Source organism: Streptomyces sp. CB02366 (assembly GCF_001905905.1).
In the GTDB taxonomy this organism is placed as follows: Bacteria; Actinomycetota; Actinomycetes; order Streptomycetales; family Streptomycetaceae; genus Streptomyces.
In genome coordinates this window covers 435691-451193 of record NZ_LIVT01000005.1, presented here as the reverse complement: position 1 = coordinate 451193, position 15503 = coordinate 435691, and the positions used below count along the sequence as shown (strand labels likewise).

At 73.3% G+C, this 15503-nt stretch carries 12 protein-coding genes; 5 read left to right on the top strand and 7 right to left on the bottom strand.

All coding sequences use genetic code 11. From position 1 onward, the window contains the following. The first annotated feature begins 455 nt into the window (after positions 1-455). Positions 456-905, top strand: coding sequence for a PTS sugar transporter subunit IIA (locus AMK24_RS19025; RefSeq protein ID WP_073769969.1), 450 nt, complete (start codon positions 456-458; stop codon positions 903-905). Positions 906-981: 76 nt separating this feature from the next. Further along, positions 982-2652 carry a phosphoenolpyruvate--protein phosphotransferase gene (gene ptsP, locus AMK24_RS19020; RefSeq protein ID WP_073769968.1) on the top strand — a complete coding sequence of 557 codons (1671 nt, stop codon included), beginning with the start codon at positions 982-984 and terminating at the stop codon, positions 2650-2652. Positions 2653-2765: 113 nt separating this feature from the next. Here the strand turns inward: ptsP and AMK24_RS19015 are convergent, their stop codons facing one another. Both AMK24_RS19015 and AMK24_RS19010 read right to left on the bottom strand, forming a co-directional pair. Continuing rightward, the gene (locus AMK24_RS19015; protein WP_073769967.1) at positions 2766-3713 is read right to left on the bottom strand and encodes a hypothetical protein; all 948 of its coding nucleotides are present in this window, start codon (positions 3711-3713) and stop codon (positions 2766-2768) included. A 79-nt stretch (positions 3714-3792) separates the two neighbouring features. Then, complete coding sequence (locus tag AMK24_RS19010; protein WP_073769966.1) at positions 3793-5772, bottom strand: acetoacetate--CoA ligase; 1980 nt, start codon at positions 5770-5772, stop codon at positions 3793-3795. Positions 5773-5989: 217 nt separating this feature from the next. On the opposite strand from AMK24_RS19010, the gene AMK24_RS19005 reads away from it, so the two are divergent. Beyond that, positions 5990-8374, top strand: coding sequence for a glycoside hydrolase family 31 protein (locus tag AMK24_RS19005; RefSeq protein ID WP_073769991.1), 2385 nt, complete (start codon positions 5990-5992; stop codon positions 8372-8374). Positions 8375-8462: 88 nt separating this feature from the next. Here AMK24_RS19005 and AMK24_RS19000 read toward each other — a convergent pair whose 3' ends face one another. Further along, entirely contained in the window at positions 8463-9026 is a 564-nt protein-coding gene (locus AMK24_RS19000) for an NUDIX domain-containing protein (protein WP_073769965.1), read from the bottom strand. A gap of 104 nt (positions 9027-9130) precedes the next feature. On the opposite strand from AMK24_RS19000, the gene AMK24_RS18995 reads away from it, so the two are divergent. After that, positions 9131-9931, top strand: a complete 801-nt coding sequence (locus AMK24_RS18995) for a M15 family metallopeptidase (protein WP_107427421.1) — start codon at positions 9131-9133, stop codon at positions 9929-9931. A gap of 125 nt (positions 9932-10056) precedes the next feature. Beyond that, positions 10057-10434, top strand: coding sequence for a DUF962 domain-containing protein (locus tag AMK24_RS18990; protein ID WP_073769963.1), 378 nt, complete (start codon positions 10057-10059; stop codon positions 10432-10434). Between the two features lie 287 nt (positions 10435-10721). Here the strand turns inward: AMK24_RS18990 and AMK24_RS18985 are convergent, their stop codons facing one another. The 4 genes from AMK24_RS18985 to AMK24_RS18970 are packed head-to-tail and all read right to left on the bottom strand — an operon-like array spanning position 10722 to position 15250. After that, positions 10722-11330: a GTP-binding protein gene (locus AMK24_RS18985; RefSeq protein ID WP_073769962.1), complete on the bottom strand. Its 609-nt coding sequence runs from the start codon at positions 11328-11330 to the stop codon at positions 10722-10724. Then, positions 11311-11745 carry a DUF742 domain-containing protein gene (locus AMK24_RS18980; RefSeq protein WP_073769990.1) on the bottom strand — a complete coding sequence of 145 codons (435 nt, stop codon included), beginning with the start codon at positions 11743-11745 and terminating at the stop codon, positions 11311-11313. The genes AMK24_RS18985 and AMK24_RS18980 overlap by 20 nt, the downstream gene beginning before the upstream one ends. 11 nt (positions 11746-11756) lie before the next feature. Next, positions 11757-12200 carry a roadblock/LC7 domain-containing protein gene (locus AMK24_RS18975; RefSeq protein WP_073769961.1) on the bottom strand — a complete coding sequence of 148 codons (444 nt, stop codon included), beginning with the start codon at positions 12198-12200 and terminating at the stop codon, positions 11757-11759. Continuing rightward, a complete protein-coding gene (locus AMK24_RS18970; RefSeq protein ID WP_073769960.1) occupies positions 12197-15250 on the bottom strand; it encodes a sensor histidine kinase in 3054 nt (1017 codons plus the stop codon). Before AMK24_RS18970 ends, AMK24_RS18975 begins: the two co-directional genes overlap by 4 nt. Positions 15251-15503 lie beyond the last annotated feature (253 nt).

Genomic DNA, 15503 nt, shown 5'->3' with positions numbered 1-15503 from the left:
CCCTTCGTTTCACTTCTTTTTTGTCTTGCTGTCCTGCGTTTCCGACTCTATCAGACTCTTCCGTGTCCGATTCCCGGTCGAAGCGGGCCCTGCCTTTTCGCTTTCCAGGTTCCCCGCTTCCGCGTTCTCCCTTTCCGGCGAGTCCGACTCTATCAGTCTTTTCCTTTTCCCTTGACCACGTCTTGCGGGCATGCCGAAGAAGTGTTCTTGGTTAGGATCTGGGCTTGAAGGTCGCCGCCGACCCCCGACTCAAAGTCGCGTTGGGGCCAGGCAGGGATACGACAGTACAGGCCGTCGGCGACCGAGGCAAATCGTTTCCGGTGCACCCCAGGTCCGCCAAGCGGTAGGTCTCGGGCGGAACCGGGACTTCATATGACTTACGCTGCTGAGCAGTACGCCGTCCCCCATCAGTCGCGGCGGCGACACCTGAATCTCCACCCCCTGGGAGGCTCCCCATGACCAACGTGACGTCCCCTCTTACTGGACGCGCCATCGGACTCACCGCGGTTCCCGACCCGGTCTTCTCCGGCGCGATGGTCGGTCCCGGCACCGCCATCGACCCGGTACGCGAGCCCTCCGAGGCTGTGTCCCCCGTAGACGGCATCGTCGTCTCCCTGCACCCCCACGCTTTCGTCGTCGTCGACTCGGAGGGGCACGGGGTGCTGACGCACCTCGGCATCGACACCGTCCAGCTCAACGGCGAGGGTTTCGAGCTGCTCGTGAACAAGGGGGACACGGTGGCCCGGGGCCAGGGCATCGTGCGCTGGGATCCGGTCGCCGTCGAGGCCGCCGGCAAGTCACCCGTCTGTCCCATCGTGGCTCTGGAGGCCACCGCCGACTCGCTGTCCGACCTCCGCGAGGACGGGGACGTGAAGGTCGGCGACGCGCTGTTCGGCTGGCAGTGACGCCGCGGGCGCAGTGACGGGCCAGTTGCACAACCACCGCGGTGACTCGGTCGCCGCACAACCGGAGACGGGTGAAATGGAGACAACGCTGCGAGGCGTCGGCGTGAGCCACGGTGTGGCCATCGGCGAGGTTCGGCACATGGGCACGGCGGTGCTGGAACCGCCCGCCAAATCGATTCCCGCCGAGGAGGCCGAGCGCGAACAGGGGCGCGCCCGGCAGGCGGTCGAGGCCGTGGCTGCCGATCTCGTCGCGCGCGGCAATCTGGCCGGGGGCGAGGCACAGCACGTGCTCGAGGCCCAGGCCATGATGGCGCAGGACCCCGAGCTGATGTCCGACGTAGATCGGCGTATCGCCGTGGGCAGCACCGCCGAGCGCGCCGTGTACGACGCGTTCGCCGCTTACCGGGCGCTGCTCGCCAATGCCGGGGAGTACCTGGCGGGGCGGGTCGCGGACCTCGACGACGTACGGAACCGGATCGTGGCGCGGCTGCTCGGTGTGCCGATGCCCGGTGTGCCGGACAGCGACGAGCCGTACGTGCTGATCGCACGCGACCTGGCTCCGGCCGACACCGCGCTGCTGGACCCGGCGCTGGTGCTCGGCTTCGTCACCGAGGAGGGCGGCCCGACCAGCCACAGCGCGATCCTGGCACGGGCGCTCGGTGTTCCGGCCGTGGTGGCGCTGCCCGGCGCCGGTGAGCTGGCCGAGGGCACGGTCGTGGCGGTGGACGGCAGCACGGGCGAGGTCTTCGTGGAGCCGAGCGCCGAGAAGCGGGCCGAACTGGAGGGCGCCGCGGCGGCCCGCAAGGCGGCGCTGGCCGCTTCGACGGGGCCCGGGGCCACCTCGGACGGGCACAAGGTGCCGCTGCTCGCCAACGTCGGCGGGCCGGGCGACGTACCCGCGGCGGTCGAGGCGGGGGCGGAGGGCGTGGGGCTGTTCCGCACCGAGTTCCTGTTCCTCGACGACAGCAAGCAGGCTCCCTCCGAGGAGAAGCAGATCGCGGCCTACCGCGCGGTGCTGGAGGCGTTCCCCGAGGGGCGGGTCGTCGTGCGGGTGCTGGACGCCGGCGCCGACAAGCCGCTGGACTTCCTGACGCCGGCCGACGAGCCGAACCCGGCGCTGGGCGTCCGGGGCCTGCGGAGCCTGCTGGACCACCCCGAGGTGCTGCGTACCCAGCTGACCGCCCTGGCCAAGGCCGCTGAAGGGCTGCCGGTGTACCTGGAGGTCATGGCCCCCATGGTGGCCGACCGGGCCGACGCCAAGGCGTTCGCGGACGCGTGCCGCGAGGCCGGGCTGCGGGCGAAGTTCGGCGCCATGGTGGAGATTCCGTCGGCCGCCCTGCGGGCTCGGTCGATCCTCCAGGAGGTGGAGTTCCTCTCGCTGGGCACCAACGACCTGGCGCAGTACACCTTCGCGGCCGACCGCCAGGTCGGCGCGGTGTCGCGGCTCCAGGACCCGTGGCAGCCGGCGCTGCTGGATCTGGTGGCGTTGTCCGCCGAGGCGGCGCGTGCCGAGGGCAAGAGCTGCGGCGTGTGCGGTGAGGCGGCGGCGGATCCGCTGCTGGCGTGTGTGCTGACCGGGCTGGGCGTCACCTCGCTCTCCATGGGTGCGGCGTCCATTCCCTATGTACGGGCCACGCTGGCCAAGTACTCGCTGGCGCAGTGCGAGCGGGCGGCGAACGCGGCCCGTTCGGCCGACTCGGCCGAGGAGGCGCGCAGCGCGGCGCAGGCCGTGCTGTCGGGCGAGTAGGGCCCGAGGGGTTTTCTGGGTCCGAGGGGTTTTCGGGGAGGGGCTTTCCGCCGGTGGCGGGAAGCCCCTCCCCTTGTGTGTGCAAGGCGTGGTGCCGTCGGTCCTTCCGGTGGTCAGTGGTGGGGTTCCGGTGCGTCGGCTCCGATGTCGAACCCCGCGCAGTACTCGACGCCGGATTCCGGCGAGACCGGTTCCCCGGTGTCCGCGTCCGTGCAGTAGGCGTTGAAGACCTCGCCGGCGGTGAGCGGCGCGAGACCGCCCTCGGCCAGCCGCCAGCCGTGGACGCGGTCCGGGCTGTCGGGGGCGCTGGTGCGCAGGACGACGCCCGCGCGTGCTTCCAGGGCGAGGGCCACCGCGAGGACGGTGGCGAACTCCGCGCCCTCCGTGCTGTCGAGGCGGGCCGGCCCGGTGGTGTCGCGGTGGACGCGGAGCACGGCCAGGAGCTGGTCCTGGTCGGTCGGGACGCTGCACACCAGGTGGTGGCTGCCGGGCCCCGCCGTGTCCAGCAGGCGCAGGATCAGGTGCGAGGCGCGGTCGAAGGCGGCGCGTCCGATGTCCTGGCCGCAGTCGGCGCAGTCGCCGAGACCGGTGAGGCGGAGGGTGGCGTACTCCCAGGTGGCGCGGCGGACCGCGCGGGAGACGAGGATGGGGATGAGGTCGCTCAGGCGTTGGCCGGTGTAGGCGACCGTGGCGCCGGCGGCGGCGATCTCGGCGGTGAAGCGGCTGCGTCCGGCTCCGGTGTCCGCGTCGATTCCGGACTCCGCGCAGAACTCGGCGTAGTCCTCGGGGTCGAAGAGGGCGACGGTGGCGTGGGTGCCCTGGGCGTTCAGCGTCTTGAGCAGGCCCTCGACCTGGTGGAGGTAGGCGGCGTGATCGTCGAAGGGGAAGCTGCGGTAGCGGCGCATGGCGGCGAAGTCCTGGGCGTCGACGAGGAGTCCGACGGTACTGGGGGCTTCGCGGCGCAGGGTGCGTCGCAGGGTGGTGGGGTGCGGGGTGCCGTGCCTCCTGGTGCGGTTCCTGCGGTGGGCGGTGTTGTTGCCGGTGCGGTCGGTCTGCGCCATGTGTCCCCCTGTGCGCGGTGAATCCTTGCTCACTCAGCGTAATCAGGGGGACTGACAGGCGGGGCGCCCCGGGGGGGGGTCAGCGGCGGCGGGTCGCGGCCAGGTCGGCGTAGAAGTGGAGGAGGTCGAGGTTGTCGACGGAGCCGGGGTTGACCGCCTTGGCCAGCTCGGTTCCCTGGAGGAGGCGTTTGACCGGGACCTCGATGCGCTTGCCGGTGAGGGTGTGCGGGATGCCGGGGACCTCGATGACCTCGTCCGGTACGTGGCGCGGGGAGAGGTTGTCCCGGATCGTCTGCTTGATCGCCGCGCGCAGGTCGTCGTCGAGGGCGGCGCCGTCGGCGAGGTGGACGAAGAGGGGCATCCAGTAGCCGCCGTCGGGTTCTTCGAGGCCGATGACGAGGGATTCGCGGATCTCGGGGAGCCGTTCGACGGCCTCGTAGATGTCGGCGGAGCCCATGCGGACGCCCTGGCGGTTCAGGGTGGAGTCGGAGCGGCCGTGGATGATCACCGAGCCGCGGTCGGTGATGGTGATCCAGTCGCCGTGCCGCCAGGCGCCGGGGTACATGGCGAAGTAGCTGTCGTGGTAGCGGCTGCCGTCGGGGTCGTTCCAGAAGTGGATCGGCATGGACGGGAGGGGATTGGTGACGACGAGTTCGCCGACCTCGCCGGTGAGGGGCTCGCCCGAGGGGCCCCAGGACTGGAGGTCGGTGCCGAGGCAGGGGGCCTGGAGTTCGCCGATGTGGACGGGGAGGGTGGGGACGGCTCCGGCGAAGCAGGAGCAGACGTCGGTGCCGCCGCTGACCGAGGCGATCCAGAGGTCGTCGGCGACCTCGTCGTGGAGCCAGCGGAAACCGTCGGGCGGGAGCGGGGAGCCGGTGGTGGCGACGCACTGGACGCGGGAGAGGTCGAAGTCGCGGCCCGGGTGGACGCCGGCCTTGCGGCAGGCCATGACGTAGGCCGCGGAGGTGCCGTAGAAGGTGGCGCCGGTCTGTTCGGCTACCCGCCACTGGGCGCTGACGTCCGGGTAGCCGGGGCTGCCGTCGTACAGGACGACGGTGGCGCCGGTGAGGAGGCCGGAGACGAGGAAGTTCCACATCATCCAGCCGGTGGAGGTGTACCAGAAGAAGCGGTCCTCGGGACCGAGGTCGCAGTGCAGGCCGAGCTGCTTGACGTGTTCGAGGAGGATGCCGCCCTGGGACTGGACGATGGCCTTGGGCAGGCCGGTGGTTCCGGAGGAGTAGAGGACCCAGAGCGGGTGGTCGAAGGGGACCTGCTCGAAGACCGGTTCGGTGTCGGCGGAGGTGAGGGCGGCCCACGCGAGGGCGCCTTCGGGGGTGTCGGTGCCGAGCAGCGGGATGTGGACGACGGCGCGCAGGGTGGGCAGTTCGCGGCGCAGCTCGGCGACGGTCCCGGTGCGGTCGTGCTCCTTGCCGCCGTAGCGGTAGCCGTCGACGGCGAACAGGACGACGGGTTCGATCTGCTGGAAGCGGTCGAGGACGCTGCGGGCGCCGAAGTCGGGGGCGCAGGAGGTCCAGACGCCGCCGACGGCGGCGGTGGCGAGGAAGGCGACGACGGCCTGCGGGACGTTGGGGAGGTAGCCGCTGACGCGGTCGCCGGGGGTGACGCCGAGGGCGCGGAGTTCGGCGGCCAGCGCGCCGACCTGGCGGCGGAGTTCGGCCCAGCTGACGGGGGCCTGGGTGTGGGTCTCGTCGACGTGCAGCAGGGCGGGGGTGTCGGCGCGGGAAGGGTCCTCGGCGGTGCGCAGGGCGTGTTCGGCGTAGTTGAGGGTGGCGCCGGGGAACCAGGTGGCCCCGGGCATCGCACGGTCGTCGAGGACGCTCTCGTACGGGGTGGAGAAGCGGATGTCGAACCATTCGGCGACGGCGCGCCAGAAGGTGTCGAGTTCGTCGACGGACCAGCGGTGCAGGGCCGCGTATCCGCCCTCGGCCGGGGCGCCGTACCGGTTCGCGGCCCAGTTCTGGAAGCGGGTGACGGCGGCGGCCTCGATGCGGTCGGGGCCGGGCTGCCAGAGGGGGGCGTCGGGCGTGGCTGCGGTCATGAGTGCTGCTCCCTGGCTGTACGGGTACGCGGGGTGGGCGTGTCGACGCGCACGGGCCGGGGTGTGCGCGTGAGCGGCTGACACGGACGATGCCATGTGATCGTCCTCGGCACCAGGGCGGCCCGCTCCCGGGGGCTCGGGGGTGCGGCGTCCGGCGTGGGTGAACGGGAGTTGAACGGAGGGTTCTGCGGGTCCGGCGGGTGGCAGGGTGTGCGCCATGGACGGTCGTGACCTGGTGCGTCGAGTGAGGTTGGTCGGTTCGGTGCGGGGGCTGCGCACGGTGCGTTCGGCCTGGCGGCGCAGGGCGGCGGATGCGGCGGCGCTGCCGGCGCGCGGCCCGGAACGGGCCCGGGTGCCCGGTGCGCTGAGGGGGGCGGAGCCGGGTCCGGGCGGGGGTGTGGTGCGGTTCGCCCGCTCGGATCTGCGGATTCGGGTGTCGGTGGGCGGTGCGGTGTTCTGGGCGTGGGACGGGGCGGAGCCCCTGCCGTCGTACGCGCTGGCGGGCGAGGCGCCCGCGCCGGACGAGCGGGCGGTGCTGGAGCCGGGCAAGGACGGCGGCTGGCAGGTGGTCTCGGAGCGGCTGACGGTGGTGGTGTCGCGGACCGGCGCGGTGGAGCTGCGGACGCCGGGCGGGGTGCTGTTGCGGCGTGAGCTGCCCCCGCGCTGGTGGGAGCCGGCGGGCGGGGGGCCGGTGCGGTGGGTGCAGCGCTCGGAGGTGCCGGCGGACGCGCGGTTCTTCGGACTGGGCGGCCGGGCGGGCGGGCCGCGGCTGCGGGACGGGGTGTACGGGCTGTGGAACACCGACCCGGGCGGGCGGTTCGGTCCCGGGGACGATCCGCTCTCTCTGACGATGCCGGTGCAGGTGGTGGTGTCGGACGCGGGGACGCATCTGGTGTTCCACGACAACAGCTGGGCGGGCCGGGTGGTGCTGCGGGAGGGCGAGGAGGGGGCCGGTTCGGGGCACAACCGGCCGGGGAGGTGCGAGGTGCGGATGGAGGGCGGGCCGCTGCGCTGCTGGGTGGTGGCGGGGACGCCGGCCCGGGTGCTGCGGGGGTGGACGGCGCTGACGGGTGCGCCGGCGACGCCGCCGTCCTGGGCGCTGGGGCCGCAGCACGCCCGGTGGGGGTTCGGCAGCGAGGAGGAGGTGCGGCGGGTCGTCGACGGGTACCGGGAGCGGGGGCTGCCGCTGTCCGTGCTCCATCTGGACATCGACCACTTCGACGGGCACCGGGTGTTCACGGTGGACCGGGAGCGGTTCCCGGGGCTGCCCGCGCTGGCGGAGGAGTTGCGCGAGGACGGGGTGCGGCTGGTGTCGATCGTGGATCCGGCGGTGAAGGCGGAGCCGGGCGGCGCGGTGTTCGAGGCGGGGCGCGCGGTCGGGGAGCGCGGTGCGTACGTCCGGGACGCGCGGGGCCGGGTGGTGGTCGGAGAGGTGTGGCCGGGGGCCTGTGTCTATCCGGACTTCACTGATCCGCTTGTGCGGGATTGGTGGGGATCTCTGTACGAGGAGCGGCTTGCGCAGGGCTTTTCGGGGGTGTGGCACGACATGAACGAGCCGGTGTCGTTCGCGGCGTTCGGCGATCCGTCGCTGCCGCGTTCGGCCCGGCACGTGCTGGAGGGTGCCGGGGGCGACCACCGGGAGGCGCACAACGTGTACGCGCTGGCGATGGCGCGCGCCGGGTACGAGGGGCTGCTGCGGTGGCGTCCCGAGGAGCGGCCGTTCCTCTTCTCGCGGTCGGGCTGGGCGGGGATGCAGCGGTACGGGGGCACCTGGTCGGGGGACGTGTCGACGGGGTGGCCGGGGCTGCGGGCGTCGCTGTCGCTGGTGGTGGGGCTCGGGCTGTGCGGGGTGCCGTACTCGGGTCCGGATGTGGGCGGGTTCGACGGGTTCCCTTCGCCGGAGCTGTATCTGCGGTGGTTCCAGTTGGGGGCGTATCTGCCGTTGTTCCGTACCCACGCGGCGATCGACGCGGGGCGGCGGGAGCCGTGGGAGTTCGGTCCGGAGGTGCTGGAGCACGCGCGCGGGGCGTTGCTGGAGCGGGAGCGGCTGCACCCGTACTTCGTGTCGCTGTCGCATGTGGCGCGGCTGACGGGCGCGCCCTATGTGCGGCCGGTGTGGTGGGGTGCGCCGGGCGACCGGGCGCTGCGGGAGTGCGAGGACGCGTTCCTGCTGGGCGACGCGCTGCTGGTGGCTCCGGTGCTGGAACCGGGGGTGCGGCGGCGGGCGGTGCGGTTGCCGAGGGGGCGCTGGTACGACACGGCGACCGGGCGGGCGTACGAGGGGCCGGGCCAGGTCCTGGTGGACGCGCCGCTGGCGGGCGTTCCGGTGCTGGCGCGGGCGGGCGCGGTGATTCCGGTGCGGGGCGCGGACGGCGGGCCGGAGCTGGAGGTGTGGGCGCCCGTGCCGGGGCGGACCGGCGGCGGGCTGGTGGTGCGGGATCCGGGCGACGGGTGGGGGGAGGCGGAGGTCGAGCGCTATGTGACGCGGTGGGAGGGCGGCCGGGTGGTGGTGGAGCGGGACGGCGGCGGGGAAGGGGAGGCCGGTTGCCCCGTGCGGGTGCGGGGTCTGTCGGACGCCGCGGAGGCTCTGGACGCCTCGTAGCGGCTGTGTGGACCCGCCGCCAGCGGCCGGACCCTCGGTGCGCGGGGGCGGGCGCCGGGGCCCGCGCGTGCGCCCGGCCTGGGCCGGCTCAGCCGTAGCGGCCGGCGAACCAGGCGTCGGCGGCCTGCGTGTGCAGCGGGAACGCCAGGGGCCCGGGGCCGTACAGGACCTCGTAGCCGGACGTCTCGTCGGTCGGCGCCGAGGGCGGCAGGCTCGCGAGGGGGCGGGCCGGGAGGAGGCCGAAGACCAGGAGGTGCCCGTCGGTGTCGCTGAGGACGTCGGCGAGGCGGACGTCCCCGGGAGCGGCCCCGATGCCGGTCTCCTCGCGCAGTTCGCGGACGACCGCCGTACGCCAGTCCTCGGCGTGGTCGATGAACCCGCCGGGCAGCGCCGAACCGCCCTTCTGCGGCTCGATGGTGCGGGTGATGACGACGAGTCCGGTGGCGCCGGGGCCGGCGACTGGGAGCAGAGCCACCGCGACGGGGAGGGGGTTGCGGTAGGCGGTCGTTCCGCAGTGCGGGCAGGTGCGGGGCCAGGCGTCGGCGGACGGAAGGGCCGGGTACGGGGCTCCGCAGGCGGCGCAGTGGGAGTCCCGTACGTACCGGGGTGGCGGCGGGGCGGCCGGGGAAGGGCTGTTGCCGGGTTCGGACACGGGCGGACTGTACCGGACCGTCCCGTCCCCCTGCGGCGGGGACCGTGCGTCGGGGTCCTTTCCCGGAGGCCGCGAAGCTGATAGACGGTGTGCCCATGACAGGAATGCGTACCGCTCTGCGCGCCCTGGCCGCCACGGCCGCCGCCCTCCTCTCCACGACCGCCCTCTCCCCCGCGGCGCGGGCGCACCCCGCCGAACCGAAAGCGCCCGAGGAGTTCGTGGCACTGCGCTCGGTGGACCCGACCGTCATCGAGGAGATGCGCTACACCACGGCGCACACCTTCATGGGCGAGCGGGTGGACGGATACCGGCAGCCGCTCTGCGTCCTGACCCGGCCCGCCGCCCGTGCCCTGCACCTGGCGCAGAAGCGGTTGCTGCGCCAGGGGTACGCGCTGAAGGTGTACGACTGCTACCGCCCGCAGCGGGCGGTGGACCACTTCGTGCGGTGGGCGAAGGATGTGGACGACCAGTCCATGAAGGAGGAGTTCTACCCCCGGGTCGACAAGTCCCGGCTGTTCGAGGACGGCTACATCGCGGAGAAGTCCGGACACAGCCGGGGCAGCACGGTGGACCTGACGCTCGTCCGGCTCCCCGCGCCGCCGACCAGGCCGTACCGGCCGGGTGAGCGGCTGGCCCCCTGTTTCGCGCCGAAGGAGGAGCGGTTCCCCGACAACTCGGTGGACATGGGCACGGGTTACGACTGCTTCGACACCCTGTCGCACACCGACGACCCGCGGATCACGGGCGTCCAGCGCGCCAACCGGCAGCTCCTGAAGCGGACGCTGGCCGACGTGGGATTCGTGAACCTGCCGGAGGAGTGGTGGCACTTCACGTACAGGCCGGAGCCGTTCCCGGACACCTACTTCGACTTCCCGGTGCACCGCCGGTCGGTGGCCGGGCGCTGACGGGGGCGGCCCGGAGACGGAGAACGGGCGACCGGGGCCACCCCCGTGGGCTCCGGCCGCCCGTTCTCCCTCTCGGACGCGAAAGGGGCGTGTCCGGTTGCGGTTCGGGCGGCTACGGTGCCCGTATGCCACAGCAGACGTTCGACACGTACGAGGAATTCTGGCCCTACTACGTGGCGATGCACTCCCGTGCCGCCACCCGCTGGGTCCATCTGACCGGCACGCTGACCGGGCTCGCGATCTCCGCCTACGGGCTCGCGCGCGGCCGGAAACGGTATCTGGCGGCCCTGCCGTTGATCGGTTACGGCACGGCGTGGCCCGCGCACTTCCTGATCGAGAAGAACAACCCGGCGACGTTCGGACACCCGGCGTGGTCGCTGCGCGGGGACGCGCGGATGATCCGGATGATGCTCGCGGGCCGGGACGCCGAACTGGCGGAGACCGCGGCGAAGTGGCTCGCGGAGAACGGCGGGGACGGGCACGGGGGAAGCGGGCGGGGCTGAGCCCGGCGGGCCGGCGCCTCCGGGGAACCGGCGGGCGGATGACACCGGTCCGGGCGGCCGGGCCCGGGCCGACGTGATCGGGGGTCTCGCCTCGTCCGCCGCGGTGGCCCCGGCCCCCGCGCGCACGCCGTCCCACAGGATTTTTCCCGCCGCTGTCTTGACTGACCGTCACCGCCGCAGAACACTCGGGGCCCGGCGCGCCGGACAGCGTGCGGCTCGTACCCCTGTCGGCGGGGGTACGGGCCGTACGCGTGCCGGGCCGTACGTCGGGGGCGGGACCGTCCGGCTCAGGTGGCGACGGGCTCGCGGGTCCGTGCCGAGCGCTCCAGGGCGTGCTCCACGACCGCGACCAGGACGTCGCGCACGGAGGACCGGTCGCGCGCGTCGCAGACGAGCAGGGGGACCTCGGGGTCGAGGTCGAGGGCGGCCCGCACGGTCTGCGCCGGGAACCGCTCGGCCCCCTCGAAGACGTTGACCGCGACCGTGAAGGGGATGCGCCGGCGCTCGAAGTAGTCGACCGCGGCGAAGCAGTCCTCCAGACGCCGGGTGTCGGCGAGGACGACCGCTCCCAGCGCGCCCTGCGCCAGCTCGTCCCACAGGAACCAGAAGCGGTCCTGGCCCGGCGTGCCGAACAGGTAGAGGACCAGGTCCTCCCGCAGCGTGATCCGGCCGAAGTCCATGGCGACCGTGGTGGTCGTCTTGGACTCGACGCCTTCCAGATCGTCCACCGGGCGGCCCGCCTCGGTGAGCCGCTCCTCGGTGCGCAGGGGTCTGATCTCGCTGACCGCGCCGACCGCGGTCGTCTTACCGACCCCGAATCCTCCCGCCACCAGGATCTTCAGGGTGACGGGCTCGACGGGGCGTCGTTTGTCGCGCCTAGAGCGCCCGAAGGCCATGGATAACCTCGCGAAGAATGTTCACGTCCGGCAGCTCGGCCGGCGGAACGGGACGGGTGACGTGCACCAGCTCGTCCTCGACGAGATCGCCGACCAGGACCCGCACCACCCCTACGGGGAGGTCGAGTTCGGCGGCCAGCTCGGCGATGGACTGGGGCGTGTCGCTGCAGAGTTCGACGATCGCCACGTGTTCGGGGGCGAGCGTCTGGTCCCGGCCGGGGTCGTCGGCGGCCGGTTCCGGCACGACGAGCGCGATCAGGTCGAGGCGGTGCCGGGAGGCGCTGCCGGTACGCCCCCGGGTCATCGCGTACGGGCGGACCACCGGTCCCGCCTCCGCGTCGTACCACCGTGAGACCTGCGGATCGACGGTCCCGTCCGGGGAGCCGGGGCCGGTGCCCGGGGAATCGGCGCTCATGCCCGCCACGCTCACCCTCCGGCGGGCTGACCGGTCGTCCGCGGGGCGTTGGCCAGGTGAGCCCCCACACGCTTGACCATCAGCGTCATCTCGTACGCGATCTGGCCCACGTCGGAGTCCGCTTCCGCCAGGACGGCGAGACAGCTGCCGTCGCCGGCGGCCGTGACGAAGAGGAACGCCTCGTCCAGCTCGACGACGGTCTGGCGCACCCGGCCCGCGTCGAAGTGGTGGCCCACCCCCTTGGCGAGGCTGTGGAACCCTGAGGCGACGGCGGCGAGATGCTCGCTGTCCTCGCGGGTCAGGTCCGCCGACGCGCCGGTGGCGAGTCCGTCGCTGGAGAGCACCAGCGCCTTGCGGATGCTGGCGACGCGCTGGACGAGTTCGTCGAGCAGCCAGTTGAGTTCACCCGAGCCGTGGCGTGCGGGGTTGTGTGCTGCGGCGTTCGGTGCGGTCATCGACCGTCCCCTCCCGGAGTGGTTCCTGGTGCTGTGCCACCGGGACCGCCGGTGTTCCCGGCGTTCTCGGTGGTGTCGGTGGCCGCCGTGTGCGCGGTGGTCCCGTCGCCCTCGGCGGATTCGGCGTTCTCCCTGCGGCCGCGCTGCCAGCCGCGCTGGAGCGACGCCATGCGGGCGCGTACCTCGTCCGCGTCGCGCTCGGCGTCGTCGAACGTGTCCACGGACGCCCGGTGCGGGGGCCGCTCCGCGGCTTCTTCACGGAGCCGGCGGGCGAGGCTGGCCTGCCGGACGCGACGGGGCAGTCCTCCCACGGTGTCGGGGGCGGCCGGGGCGGGGGCGCCGTCGTGCCGCGCCGCGGGGGCCTGCGGCGGCTCCGTCGGGCGGGACGTTTCCGCGGCGTACGCCCGGTCCACGGTGCGGGACTCCGGGACGCGGGAGGTCTCCGCGGTGGGAGGCGTCCGCGCGGTGTGCGGCGTCCCGGGCGTGCGGCGGGCGGCGGCTCGCGTGGTCCAGGGCGCTTCGGGGGCGCCGGGCTCGCCGGCGGGTTCGCCGGTCCGCCGGGCGGAGGCGTGCGGAACCGGCCCGGTGGCCTTCGCGGGGGCCGCTGCCGGGGAGCCCGGGGCGCCGACGCGGCGGCCCCGGTCGCTGACCAGCGTCGGCGGGGTGCGGCGGGGCAGCGGGTGGGGGCCGGTGGGGCGCATCGGGCGGACCTCCGCCGAGGGGCCGTCGCCGTCGCGGGCCTGCTGGTGCTGGTCCCGGTCGGCGGGCGGGCGCGGGCCGCCGGACTCGCGGTCGCCGTCGCGGCGCAGGTCACGGGCGCGGAAGATCCCGCCGCGCTCGCTCTCGGTGTCCTCCAGGTCGGACACGCCGTCCAGGACGGGGCCGAGAGCCGGGTCCAGTGCGGGGTCCGGCGAACGGTCCAGCGGGTCGTCCGTGAAGTCGAGGGGACTGACCGGGGCCTCCAGTTCGACCGGTCCGTCCAGGACCGCCGGTCCGGTGGGCCGGGTGGGCACGGGCGCCAGGACGGCGGGCCTGCCGTTGCCGCGGCGCTCCCCGCCCGTGGCCGTAGCCTGCGTGCCCGGCGCCGCCTCCGGGCCGCCGCCGATCGCGCGCTCGGCCCGGCGGTCGAGGCGGAACCCGGTGCCGTGGGTCTCGGGGGCGTCGGTGAGCAGGGCGGCCGGGATGAAGACGACCGCGGTGGTGCCTCCGTAGGGCGATTTCTGCAGGGAGACCCGGACGTTCTGCCGCTGGGCGAGCCGGCTGACGACGAACAGGCCGAGCCGGTCGGTGTCGGACAGCTCGAAGTCGGGGGTCTCGGCGAGCCGCAGATTGGCGTCGAGGAGGAGCTCCGGAGCCATGCCGAGCCCCCGGTCGTGGATTTCGAGCGTGAAGCCGTTGGAGACCCGTTCGCCGTGCACCTGGACCGCGGTGTGCGGGGGCGAGAAGACGGTGGCGTTCTCCAGGAGTTCGGCGATCAGGTGGGTGAGGTCGGCCACGGCGGGTCCGCCCACGCCGATCCGCGCGAGCCGTCGGACCTCGATGCGTTCGTAGTCCTCGACCTCGGCGACGGCGGCCCGCACCACGTCCATCAGCTGGACGGGCTTGCGCCACTGGCGCGAGGGGGCGGCGCCGGAGAGGATCACGAGCCCTTCCGCGTGCCGCCGCATACGGGTGGTGAGATGGTCGATGCGGAACAGGTCGGCCAGTTCGTCGCTGTTCTCGGTGCGGCGCTCCATGGCGTCGAGCAGGGTCAGCTGGCGGTGCAGGAGCACCTGGTTGCGGCGGGCGAGGTTGACGAAGACCTCGGAGACGCCGCGCCGCATGTCCGCCTGTTTGACGGCGGCCTCGACGGCGGCCCGTTGGAGGGTGTTGAGGGCCTGTCCGACCTGGCCGATCTCGTCGGGCCCGTAACTGAGGTGCGGGGCCTCGGTCTCGACGTCCACCTGTTCGCCCGCCGCCAGCCGGCGCATGACGCTCGGCAGGCGTACACCGGAGACCTCGTGGGCGTCCTTGCGCAGCCGGGAGAGGTCGCGGACGAGTTCCCGGCCGATCCGTACGGAGACGAAGACCGAGACGATCAGGGCCGCGAAGCCGAGGACCCCGGCGATTCCGGCCTGGGCGAGCACCCGGCGGCCGACCGGTTCGGCGCGGTCCTGGAAGCGGTTGCCCATCTCCACGGCGTCGCCCCCGAGCCGGTCGAGGACGGGCACGGCCGCCTCCTCCCAGCGCTCGGCGTCGACGGTGTCGGGGCGCTTGGCCGGGCCGGCCGAGATCAGGGCGTCCTCGGCGGTCCGCAGGGGTTCGGTGTCGGGGCTGCCCCAGAACTGCTCGACACGGCGGCGTTCGTCGGCCGGGAGGTTCTCCAGGCTGACCTCGTAGAGCAGCTCCCGCTGGGCGACGAGACCGGATATGTAACGCAGTTCGGAGGTGGTGAAGCGGCCCGCTATGAGGCCGGAGGCGATCAGCGCGTCCTCGCGCGAGAGCATCTCCCGGGCCCGGGACGCCCCGACCAGGGCGCGCATCTGCTTGTCCAGCGCCACGTTCTCCAGGGCGTGGAGCCCGCTGAGGAAACGGTAGGAGGGGTCGATGAGCCCGTTGTAGAAGTCCAGCGCCTTCGCCCGGCTGATGGTGCGTTTCTCCACCGATGCGCGCAGCGCTCCCAGACCGTCCACGGCGCCGAGGATTGCGTCCAGGCGGCGGGCGTCGGCGGTGCTCAGCGCGTCGCGGACGTCCTCGGCCCGGGAGTTGCCCCTGACGCGGTCCACGACGCGGTCGGTGGCGGCGCGTTGGCGCAGGAGGAGGGGCAGGGCGTCGGAGGCGCGGGGGTCGGCGAGGAAGATGAGGGTCTGGCGCCGCTCGGCCTGGACGGCGCGGACGGCGTCCTCCAGCGGGTGGCCGACCTCTTTGACGATCGATCCCGCGCTCATCAGTTCGTCGGCCTGGCGGCCGGTGACGTAGGTGGCGAAGACCCAGAGGCCCGTGAGGGAGACGAGCGGCACCAGCAGCAACGCCACGATCTTCCTGCGGATGGACTTCCCGCGAAAGCGCATGGCCTCCCCCAGATCGGCCCCGCGTCGCGGGGGTGTTCTTCTCCCGGCCGTTCCCGCGCCCCGCCGTGCGCCGGTGCGCTCGGGGCGGAGGCGGACGAGGTCCGTCCTGCGTCCATAAACGGCGCGAGCCTACTACTGACACAGAGACAACTCGAAGGCACGTCCGGATGGTTTTCAGCCGACCGACCCATGTTTGATCATGAGTTGTCCCCTTATTTCCCGGAGATGAAATTCGCGAAAGCGACAGAGGGCC